General features: G+C 35.0%; 9 protein-coding genes and 1 pseudogene. 8 read left to right on the forward strand and 2 right to left on the reverse strand.

Going from position 1 to position 11537, the window contains the following annotated elements:
* The first annotated feature begins 169 nt into the window (after window positions 1-169).
* From KI369_RS10880 to KI369_RS29860, 3 genes and pseudogenes are all read left to right on the forward strand, one after another.
* Window positions 170-1405 (forward strand): CapA family protein, encoded by a 1236-nt coding sequence (locus KI369_RS10880; protein ID WP_212955959.1) that lies wholly within the window; start codon window positions 170-172, stop codon window positions 1403-1405.
* 48 nt (window positions 1406-1453) lie between these two features.
* On the forward strand, window positions 1454-2185 hold the full coding sequence (locus KI369_RS10885) for a M15 family metallopeptidase (protein WP_274382459.1): 732 nt from the start codon (window positions 1454-1456) through the stop codon (window positions 2183-2185).
* A 271-nt stretch (window positions 2186-2456) separates the two neighbouring features.
* A pseudogene (locus KI369_RS29860) lies at window positions 2457-2624 on the forward strand (lipase); the annotation flags it as partial.
* Between the two features lie 154 nt (window positions 2625-2778).
* Here the strand turns inward: KI369_RS29860 and KI369_RS10895 are convergent.
* Window positions 2779-3861 (reverse strand): S-layer homology domain-containing protein, encoded by a 1083-nt coding sequence (locus tag KI369_RS10895; protein ID WP_212955961.1) that lies wholly within the window; start codon window positions 3859-3861, stop codon window positions 2779-2781.
* A 443-nt stretch (window positions 3862-4304) separates the two neighbouring features.
* Between KI369_RS10895 and KI369_RS10900 the strand changes: the two genes are divergently transcribed.
* Window positions 4305-4634, forward strand: a complete 330-nt coding sequence (locus KI369_RS10900) for a DUF3895 domain-containing protein (protein WP_212955962.1) — start codon at window positions 4305-4307, stop codon at window positions 4632-4634.
* A gap of 76 nt (window positions 4635-4710) precedes the next feature.
* On the opposite strand, the gene KI369_RS10905 is transcribed toward KI369_RS10900, so the two are convergent.
* The gene (locus KI369_RS10905; RefSeq protein ID WP_212955963.1) at window positions 4711-5418 is read right to left on the reverse strand and encodes a DNA alkylation repair protein; all 708 of its coding nucleotides are present in this window, start codon (window positions 5416-5418) and stop codon (window positions 4711-4713) included.
* Between the two features lie 399 nt (window positions 5419-5817).
* Here KI369_RS10905 and KI369_RS10910 point away from each other — a divergent pair, with 399 nt between their 5' ends.
* The 4 genes from KI369_RS10910 to KI369_RS10925 all read left to right on the forward strand — a co-directional run.
* A complete protein-coding gene (locus KI369_RS10910; protein ID WP_212955964.1) occupies window positions 5818-7593 on the forward strand; it encodes an S-layer homology domain-containing protein in 1776 nt (591 codons plus the stop codon).
* A 291-nt stretch (window positions 7594-7884) separates the two neighbouring features.
* Window positions 7885-8649 (forward strand): DnaD domain-containing protein, encoded by a 765-nt coding sequence (locus tag KI369_RS10915; RefSeq protein ID WP_212955965.1) that lies wholly within the window; start codon window positions 7885-7887, stop codon window positions 8647-8649.
* An 83-nt stretch (window positions 8650-8732) separates the two neighbouring features.
* The gene (locus KI369_RS10920) at window positions 8733-11123 is read left to right on the forward strand and encodes a penicillin acylase family protein (protein WP_212955966.1); all 2391 of its coding nucleotides are present in this window, start codon (window positions 8733-8735) and stop codon (window positions 11121-11123) included.
* 144 nt (window positions 11124-11267) lie between these two features.
* Window positions 11268-11537, forward strand: a 270-nt coding sequence (locus KI369_RS10925) for a WXG100 family type VII secretion target (protein WP_498033620.1), incomplete at its 3' end; no start/stop codon positions are given.

An 11537-nucleotide genomic window follows, 5' to 3' on the forward strand; every position in this document is an offset into this window, starting at 1 on the left:
TCATTCTGATAGAAATAATAGATTGTTAGAAAGTGAAAAAGATTATCCGTATATTCCGAAGCAAATTCAATAGAGTGTTTTCAAAAATTAAGTGTAAAACCAAAATACGCTGTTTTAAAAGTTATTTGTTAGAATTTGTTATTAGTAATAAGACAGAAAAGAGGATTACATGTTAGATAATTTACGGAGAAATAAAAAGTTTTTTTTATTATGTTTTATTTTTTTATTGATTTTAACCGCTTGTGACAATACAGATATTAAGACATCTAAAGCTTCATTACCACCGGCTCAATCAAAGGCAGATACATCATTAAAAACACCCAATTGGGTCGATAAAAGTCCTATTCAAAAATCCCCTAATTTTATTGAAGATAAAAAAGTAAAATCGGTAGTGAATTTAATAGCAACGGGTGATAATTTATATCATGGCGCAGTAATTAAAGATGGCAAACAAAAAGATGGTTCATATGATTATAACTATATTTATGAAAATATAAAAAAAGCTGTTCAATCAAGTGATCTTGCTATTGTGAACCAGGAGACTCCAATTGCAGGAAATCATCTAAAAGTACAGGGATATCCTACTTTCAATACACCTGAAGAAGTAGGTCAATCTTTAGTGGACACTGGATTCAATATAGTGACTCAAGCGACAAATCACACTATGGATATGGGTATTAAAGGTGTGATGAATACAAGAGAATACTGGAAGAAATATCAGGATGTTATCCCAGTAGGCATTAATGAGAGTCAAAACGAACGCAATGAAATAAAAACGATTACCAAAAATGGTATTCGCTTTGGGCTACTTAATTATACATATGGTACGAATGGAAATAAAATTCCAGGTGATAAGTCTTGGGCATTAAATTTAATTGATAAAAAAGCGATACAAAATGATGTGGAAAAGGCAAAGAATAATTCTGATATGGTGATTGTTATGGTGCATTGGGGAGTAGAATATACCTTTACGCCTTCAAAGCAACAAAAAGAAATTGCTCAATATTTAACAGATTTAGGCGTAGATGTAGTAATTGGAAATCATCCACATGTAATCCAACCAATTGAGTGGAAAGAAAATAAAGATGGACATCAGACGCTAATCTATTATTCTCTTGGAAATCTTATTTCTGCTCAAGAAAAATTAGAAACATTGATTGGAGGACTATCGTATATACAATTTGTTAAGTATGAAGATGAAACTTTTGGTATACGACAAGCTGCAGTTGTACCGACAGTAACCGACTATGCGGATGGTAAGAAGCATTTTAAAATTCAATTTTTAAAAGATTATTCAGATGAAAATTCTAAAAAACATGGGGTTAAAGAATTTGTCGACCCTGTTTCTTTGAAGGACTTTAAGGATATTCCTAAAGAAGTGTTGGGAAATTGGTATAAAGACTAATAAACAAAAAGGGAATGAGATACAATTAAAAAAATTATAATTTTAGCATTGGTATTGGCATTGGGATCGAGCCTTGCTGCTTGTAGTGAAAAACAAACATCTCGGGAAACTACTAATCATAATGATAAAAATAAAGTTGATATAAAAGCGAATAAAAAAGATGCTTTACCTATTTCTGATCTTAATGATTGGAGAATTATTCTTGTAAATAGAGAACATATGTTACCAAAGGAACTAGGGATTGAATTAACAAGTATCACCCAAAATGCTAAGCCAAATATGAAAATAGATAGCAGAATTGCAACTTCCTATCAGGATATGGTAACAGCTGCAAAAAAAGAGGGCATTAACCTTTATTTAAGGTCAGGTTATCGAGCTATAAAATTACAACAAACTTATTATGATGCTTCAGTTAAAAGCTATAAATCTCAAGGTTTTTCGGATACAGAGGCTAGTGCTAAGGCATTGGAATATCTTCAGTATCCTGGCGCAAGTGAACATCATACTGGATTAGCGTTAGACATTATTTCAGTTGAATGGCAGAATACTGTAGAAGACTTAAATGCAAAGTTTGAAACTACCGATGCATTTAAATGGTTAGATAAGAATGCTGCAGAGTATGGTTTTATTCTTCGCTATCCAAAAGATAAAGAGGGGATTACTGGAATTAAGTATGAGCCATGGCACTATCGTTATGTAGGAAAAGAAGTTGCTATATATCTAAAAGAAAAGAGATTAACTTTAGAAGAATATTGCGAAAAAATTAAGTCCGACAAATAAAAGTACACTTTGATTCTATTAAAAAGTTAGTAGACATATTTCTCTTCAGTAAAGGAGATAAATTATGCATTGTTACTGGAAAAGTTGGATCTGAAGGATGTCTCCATCTTCCTTTTAGTATTGCGAAAACTGTGTATGATAATGTAAGTACGTATGAACCTATGTATGTATCAACCTATGTATGTATCAAGAACTTAAAGTTATAAAAGAAGCAGTGAAAAAGGATCTGATATTCATATCAGATCCTTTTTCATTCGTAACATGGAATACTTGCTTACATGGGTTAGGTATCCCTAGTCTTACCTTCATAGAAGGAGCTGAAAAACTAAAAGACGAGTACAGGTTTATTGTATTATATGCATCAGGTCATGGGAAAATGGATTCACTAGATTTAACTGAAGAATATGAGATGCCAAATATAATAGATTGGTTGAATGAATGAAATAGTAGATATTCTTAAGATTGAACAATTTTCTCCTTGCTAGCATTCTTTTAGGAGTTTTACAATAGATAGGAACAAAAAATCCCTCAAGAAAAGGCATGTTCTTGAAGGATTTTTTATGCTTTATATATTTTATATTGCTTGTAACTTATTAATTAAATTTATTTTTAGATATTTCAGCGCGTTGAATATAACCATCAGAGAAGCTGAAATAAAGAGAATAGCTTCCTCGATTATATATGAAGCCTTCACTAGTCATATCTTCTCCGATTCCATCTGGTTCACCAAACCACTCTTTCAATTCGTTAATAGTGATATCCATTTTCACCGATATATATCTAGCGTCCGAAGGATACATGTCAATATTATAATCGCCGTATACCGCTATATTAGGTGCATCACACTCTGTACATGGTGCTTTTCTCAAAACATCAGGCACTCCATATTCTTTTTTTACCTCAGATATATCTTTACCCAATGAATTTAATTTAAATGGACCAAACGTCCCATTTTCTAAAGCTGTTGTTAACATTTGTTTCAGTTCTTCTTTTGAATTGATGTTGAAATTATAATCTCTGTTTTTTGCTATTGCATTATAGAAAAATTGTGCATACTGCTCACGCTTTACAAATGTATTTCCGTTAAAATTACCTACCTCGTCACCTTGTGCTATACGGTTACTACGCAGTGTATTTACAGCTTCATAAGCCCAATGACCTTTTGGTACATCTTTAAATTTCCCTTGTTCTTTTGATTCTAAATGAAATGCTCTTTGTAATATTACCGCCATCTCATAACGAGTTAATACATCATCAGGACGGAATGTACCTGTTCCATCACCTGTCATAATTCCAGCTTGTGCAATGGCTTTAATATCCTTTTCGAACATATGATTTGTAATATCACTAAACATATTTCCCTGTTTATCGTCTGCAATTAAACCTAAATGTCGATTGACTAAAGAAGCTACCTGTCCTCTAGTAACATTGTCGCCAAAACCAAATTTCCCATTTCCATACCCCTTATAAATCCCTGCTGCCGCTAAGTAATCAATAGCATCTTTTGACCAGTGTTCCTTTGGTACATCTGTAAATACAGTATTTGCATTGCTAGCTACCTTATAGTTATTCGTAGTTGTTTGTGCATTTACAGTGCTTACCATCGTTGTAGTTGCTAGTGCTGCGGTTAATACGAATCCAAAAAACTTTTTAACTTTACTTGTTTTTCTGCTCATTTGTGAACCCCCTTGTTATATGAAACGTATTGAATAACCTTAGTAAACATTTAATTTACTTAAATGTTTACATCGTGATTATAACATATAAGTAATGAAAATTTACCATAAATTTCTATAGAATAAATAACTATTTTACTAATCTGTATGCAACTTAATCTCACTATCTGTAAATATTCATCTCTATTTAAAAAATGGTATTTATAAATCCATTCAACAAAATCATCTAAATTCCTTTTCTCTATTTGTGAACAGTAAAACGCTCCTTTTTTCAATCTACGATAGAAGATAGAACGTATATTTGGTATAATCAAAACATACTATATGAAACGATGTACATGAGTTTGATATTTATGTAATAAGGTAAGTACTACATAACAATAACAATGCTATAGAGTTCAGTTCATGTTATACAAATTAATCGTTAGAAAGGAAAAGGAGTAATGAATCAAATTTCATTTGAAGATTTATTTGAAGAAGAAAACGAAAAAGAAAAAGTGGAGGTAGCTGAAATACCAGTACCTTTATCGCCATTGCAAAAAGATATATTGGAATTAATGGATTCTGAAGAAATAAGTGCTCTTGAGCTATGCGAACAATTAATACGAGCTGGAAAAATATCAGATGAAAGATTCACAACGAATAAGCCTAAAGCATTTGGAGAAGTATGCTTACTATTAGAAGGATTTGTTAAAGAAGGAAAGCTTATTTTTGTCAAAAGTGATGAGAAAAGAGATAGGGTTTATAAATTGAATGAAGAAATGAACGCATAAGGTGTACAGGGGAGTTCATTCATTTTTCTGATCAAAAAGGTGTCAATCTTGCTTAGATTGACACCTTTTTGATCAATTAACATCTAACATACTTACGTTTGAAACCAAGTCTTCCTCTATCAAGTTCTTTCTGAATACTCTCTGTAGCGTTTAACAAACTGCTCTTTTTATTTTCACGTTTTATTTCAACTATACCAACTTCTTTTGCAGTCTCGACTGCTTTCTCGTGTAGTGGCACATATGAAATTGCCACCGTGTTTAGGAAAGTATTCATAGCGGATTTAGTTCGTTCCGGCGAATCATGAATCGTATTTTTCACCATTTCAAGCATAGTGGCAATTTTACTATCAGTAAATTCATTGTCTTTTCGATTTCCTAAAAGCCAGCAGTAGCAACTCCAGCCTGCAGACATTCGTAGCTCGTCTCCACTTGCAATCCATTTATCAGCAACATCTTGTGCAATATCTGTCTCCGATAAAGTGACTGCTACTACATAATCAGAGAGCATATAAAAATACGCGCCATCCATCCAGCGATCAAAATCAGACTCGCTCATAGCTTTTGGATCAGCGATGATGCCTGCAAAGTACATAGCATCGTAGTTACCTGTTGCATAAAGTTCTTCAGCTAATTCTTGATTTATTTTTATTTTTTTAGCAATTGGCTTCATAGCACCTGTAGCTACGCCGAAAACTGGCTCGTGCGCACCGTTAGATATGTATATTTTTTTCGTTCTTTCTTTGCCTAGGGCCTCAAGCTCTTGCATAACTGTTTTAAAATCCAAAGCTGTGCACTTCCTTTCTTAATATAAAGACCATTTAAATTTCTTATTAAATCTTCTTCACTTTTCAATTTTAATCGTAAGTAAGAGGTATGTCTATTTTCTGTAATCCCTTGCATATGCACGGTGAAGGTAAAAGAGAGAAAGTAAGTAACATTTGTTGTAACTATCGGAGCATAGGTTTTTTGTTTTTTTGTAAGTGCTTTTGACGGCAATTGCAATTAGTTATAAAATAATGTCTGTTAAGGGATTTTCTAGAAACTACAATTCGTCTGCTGGGGATAAAATGAAAAGGCGGAATAAACCTATCTTAATACATAGTAGATTCATAGTATTTCACGAATGAGAACATAAAGGGAGGTTAGGATACTTACACGAATTGTGTAGGTATTTCATACAGCAATGAATATTAAAAAAAGAGTAATTGCACTATCAACAAGTTTAGTAATGTTAGGGAGCGCACCTTTAGCGATATCAGCAGAAGAGAGGAAAAACCTTCAAACGGATCAACTTCGTATCGCGCAAGGGGAGAGTGGGACGAGCGGATTAAGTTATTCTGATTTTAATCTAGAAACTCCAGATTATATGCAAATAAATGAAGCGGAAGTATCAGAGAATGAGAAAATTCTTCTAGAAGAATTTAAACATAAACATGATGAAACAGAAGAATTACATAAAATGAAGGAAGCTAAAAGAGGTCAAGTAGCGGAAAATGAAGCTATTTCAAACATTGAAAAGGCTTTTGAACATGTAGACGGTCGAAATGATGGTTCTAATCGCGAAATGAAGCCAGTTGAAAAGCCAAGAGCTATTCAATATAGTGCATCGACGACTACAAAGAAATATGGAACACTTGCAGGTGTACCGTTTGTAGAGTGGATTGTTCCAGCTGGAAATCCTGATATTCGCCCTGCAAATCCGATGAAAGCACGTTACATTACAATTCATGAGACTGCAAACACAGCTCGTGGTGCAAATGCTGAAAATCATGCGAAATATTTGTATAAACAAGCAACGGAAGGTACGTTCCGAACAGCTTCATGGCATTTTACTGTAGACGATAAGCAAATCTATCAACACTTACCAACAAATGAAAATGGTTGGCATGCAGGAGATGGTGATGGATCAGGAAACAGAGAATCTATCGGGATTGAAATTTCAGTTAACCAAGATGGAGATTACAATAAAGCGTTAGAGAATGCGAAGCGACTTGCAGGTTACTTAATGAATAAGGAAGGAATTAGCGCGGACCACATTTTTAGACATCAACAATGGAGCGGAAAAAACTGTCCTGATATTTTAATTTCTCGTGGGAATTGGACTAGCTTCGTACAAGGTATTCAATGGTATGCAAATGTTAACGCACAAATTGATTCGCCTTTACAAGAAAGAAATGAGTTATTTGATTCAAATGAATATAATCCAGCTGAACCTAACATGGAACTTGTAGTGAATGGTGATGGTATAAACGTACGTGGCGGTGCAGGACTTGAACATCAAACTGTTCGTAAAGCTTCAAAAGGAGACCGTTACAAAGTGTTAGCGGTTAAAAATGGTTGGTATAAAGTAGGTAACGATGAGTGGATCTTCTATAATCCAAGTTGGATTAAGATTAACTACAATGTACCAAAAGAAGAAGTGCAAAAGCCAAAAGATGATATTACAGGTGGATGGTTTGAGGGACATATTCGTAAACTACACAGCCTAGGTATTATGCACGGAGAAGGAAATGGTGTATTTGCGCCTTATCGTAATGTAACGAGAGCTGAGTTTGCGACCTTAATCTCAAATGCTCTTAAACTACCAGAAGGAAATAAGTCATTTGTAGATATTAACAAAGCACATTCATCACTTCATGACGGTATTAAACGTAGTGCAAGTGCAGGAATTATTAGCGGTCGTGGCGGAGGGATTTTTGACCCGAATGCGCCCATCACTCGTGAAGAAGCATCTATCATGATTGACAACGCATTACAGTATAAAGGTGTTACAGGCGAATTAGTCGCATTACCATTTAGGGATAAACATTTGATCACATATAAACAGCCTGTTCAACGATTATACAGCTTACAGGTAGTTAATGGTGTTGGAAATAATGAGTTTAATCCTAAAGGTACAACAACTCGTGGTGAGGCAGCTGCCTTTTTAGTGAAGATGTTAGATGTAAGTCAAAAATAGAAAGAATGGTAAAGGAGCTATCCAAAATGAAAATTTGGAATAGCTCCTTTTTATTTTAGCCCCTATTAAGCCCCTTCCAAGCCCCTCATAAGCACTTACCAAGTAATAAATCACTAAGAAAAAACAAAACAAAACAAAAACAACTACAAGAAAAAAGCGCGAAAACATAAAACCGTTGTTGTAGTAGTTAAGAAAATTTGAAATTCAAATGCAAAAACCAAGCCCTCACTCCTATATGTATATTGAAGGATTGAAATCTGCCTTTTTATGAATACAAGGGGAGGTAAATATATGGCGGTGTACCGTAATGTGCAGGTGAACTTTTGGCAAGATGAATTCATATTAGATTTGACGCCAGAGGAGCGTTATTTTTACATATATTTGTTAACTGGTACGAAAACGAAGCAATGTGGAATTTACGTATTACCGAAACGTTTAGCAGAACTGGAAACAGGCTACAGTATGGAGACTGTTGAGAAGCTGTTAAATAGGTTTGTTGCATATGGAAAGATTTTATACGATGTAGAAACGAAAGAGTTATACATACTAAATTGGCTACATTATAACCCTATTTTAAATACGAATATAGAGAAGTGTGTATTACGTGAGTTAAAGACTGTAAAAAGTAAAGAGTTCATACATATGTTTTTACGTAAATGTCTGGAAGAAGAATGGAAGATTCCGTTGTTATTGCAGTATTTTGGTATGCCGGCAGAAGAGGATAATAATAGTTCGGAAGTAGTTATTGAAGAGAAAGAAGTAGAAGAGGTAGAAAGTATAGAAGAGGCGGTTCCCAATAGTAAAGTGTACAAGTTTTACGAACAACATATTAGTAGTTTATCCCCATATATCGTAAAGGAATTGAAAGAGTGGATACAAAAATTTTCAGGAGAGACAGTACTAGAGGCACTAAAAATTGCGTTTGAACAGAATAAGCGAACGCTTGCTTATGTGAAGGGGATTTTGAGGAATTGGTGTAAGAAAGGGCGAGTAGATTTCATTGAAAGAAAGGAAGGCGTACATAAGAGAGAGGTATGTAGTTTGTATGATCCATAGTATGAGAAAGTATGGGTTTTTCAACTTTTCTAAAAGGTTCTTCCTTAAATAAAAGCGAATAGTTTGAGCAAGGAGGGGGTTATATGGAAGTCGTCATAAAGAAGAAACGAACTAGAGGTAAGAAAATTTTTATTTGGTGTAGTAGTATCGTTCTTTTACTAGTTATTTGTATAGTAATTTTTTTGAACATATATACGCTTAGTTCTGTGCCAAAGATAGATGGAACGATAAAGCTAGCGGATTTACAACATGCTGTTACTGTAAAACGGGATAGTAAAGGGGTACCGCATATTAAAGCGGAAAATGCACATGATTTATATTTTTCACAAGGGTATGTACAAGCGCAAGATCGTTTGTTTCAAATGGATTTAAGTAGAAGGCAAGCTTCTGGGATGTTGAGTGAAGTTGTAGGGGAAGCAGCTGTTGATCGAGATAAGTTGTTTCGAACGCTCGGTTTACGGCGAGCAGCCGAAGCGTCTGTTAGTCAATATGATGGGGAAGCGAAGTATGCCTTGCAGTCATTTGCTGATGGAGTGAACGCTTTTATACGTGAGGCAAAAGAGGAAAAGAGATTACCAGTTGAGTTTACTATATTAGGCTATGAGCCTGCTGAATGGTCCATTGTTGATACGTTAACGATTGGAAAGTATATGGCGTTTGACTTAGGTGGACATTGGCACGGACAGGCGTTTCGATATTGGGCGCTGAAAAATTTACCGAAAGAGCAAGCAAATGAGCTATTTCCTACATATCCGAAAGATGCGCCTAGACTGCTAGCTGAACTGAAAAATACAAATGTGGACGTAGCACAAAGTTTTGCAAAAACGATCATTCCGCCAGAGTTTAATGGTAGTAATAACTGGGTTATAAGCGGTGAAAAGAGTGCGTCTGGTAAGCCGATTTTAGCGGATGATCCTCATTTATCTCTTGCCACGCCTTCTATTTGGTATCAATCAAAACTTGAAATGAAAGATTTGAATGTGAGTGGCGTTATTTTTGCGGGAGTGCCAGGTGTTATATTAGGACACAATGACAAAATAGCATGGGGCGTTACGAATACAGGTCCTGATGTGCAAGATTTATATATTGAGAAGAGAAATCCTAATAATGAAAATGAATTTCTATATAACGATAAGTGGGAAAAAGCTACTGTTGTGGATGAATCTATTAAAGTAAAAGGCGGGAAAACAATACCGTATAACGTTACCGTTACGAGGCATGGTCCAGTCATTTCAGAGTTTGCGGATAAAGGGAAAGAGAAAACGAAAACAGTATTTGCTTTGAAATGGACTGCTTTAGAGCCTTCCGCTGAATTAAAGGCTGTATTAAATATGAATAAAGCGAAAGACTGGAATGAGTTTGAAACAGCACTTCAAGATTTTCATACACCAACTCAAAACTTTGTATTTGCGTCAAACGATGGCACAATTGCTTATAAAGCGAACGGAAATATACCAGTGCGTAAAAAAGGAGATGGGAGTTTACCAGTACCAGGGTGGACAGATGAATATGAGTGGGAAGGGTATATCCCATATGATCAACTCCCAAAAGTAATCAATCCAAAACAAGGGTTTATTTCCACTGCCAATAATAAAATCGTTGATGATCATTATCCGTACCATATTAGTAATACGTGGGCACAGCCATATAGGCAAATGCGTATTCAAGAGTTTTTACAAGAGAAGGAAAAGTATACGGTGAAAGATTTAGAAGAGTTACAGATGGATCAAAAGAATTTATATGGGAAAGAGTTTGCTCCTATATTTTTAAAAGAGTTAAATAAAGCATCGTTAAATGAAATAGAGAAAGAAGGCGTAAAACAATTAACGAATTGGAATTTTTACGATAGTAAAGATGACGCGGCACCGTTAATATTCCATTTATTAATGAAGGAGATTTCGAATACGTTATTTTCAAAAGAAATTCCGAAAGATGTGATGGAGTTATTTGAAGGGAAGTCACAAGTTGTGGATGAATTGATTCGAAAAGAAGTAGCAGGAGAAAAGAGCGTTTGGTTTACGAAGTACGGAGGATTCACAAAAGTTGTGCATACATCGTACGAAAATGTAATGAAGAAATTACAGAAGGAATATGGACCCAATGTTGCAGAGTGGAAGTGGGGCGATTACCATCAACTGGCGTTCACACATCCAATCTCAAAATCATCTAGTATGTTAGCGTTACTTGCATTTAATCGTGAAAAACCAGTTCCGATTGGCGGCAGCCAAGTTACCGTTCAAGCAGCGAGTTACGGAGATAACGGTATTGTCAATCACGGAGCTTCTTGGCGATTCGTTATTGATACGAAAGATATGTCAACTGGTTATCATATCGTAGGGCCAGGACAATCAGGACATTTTAGAAGTGATTGGTATCATGATCAAATAGATGATTGGGTAAACGGAACGTATCATACGACTACATTGAATACGGAGGGGATAGAGGGGAAAGTGTTAAATTTAGAGCCGAAGTAATAGGGTGTTTTTGTTTGTGGAGGGGACTAGTAATAATCTTTTTGATAATGAAAGCTTATCATTTAGAATATAACCTAGTTTTTAAATAATTTTAACAGCCAGCCTACTATCATTTAATTTGATAGTAGGCTGTTTCCATATTCGATGTTTACAATCAATGAAGCAAAGCCAATAATGTTTAACATTTTGCAAGAATTAGATAAAATCACAGTAGAATTAGAACGTGCAGCTGTTAAATTCCGAGAAGCGGATGAATTATATGGCGGAAATTTAGTTGACTCTGATATTCAGGAAGGAGCCATGTGCGGAAAACTCCCTTCAAAATCAGAAGAGTCATTTTTCAATAAAAAAGATTTAAATGCTGCGTGGACTGGTATTTCTAATGGGTTTGTAGATGGTGCAGTGGATGCGTGG

The sequence above is a fragment of the Bacillus sanguinis genome, assembly GCF_018332475.1.
GTDB classification, from domain to species: domain Bacteria; phylum Bacillota; class Bacilli; order Bacillales; family Bacillaceae_G; genus Bacillus_A; species Bacillus_A sanguinis.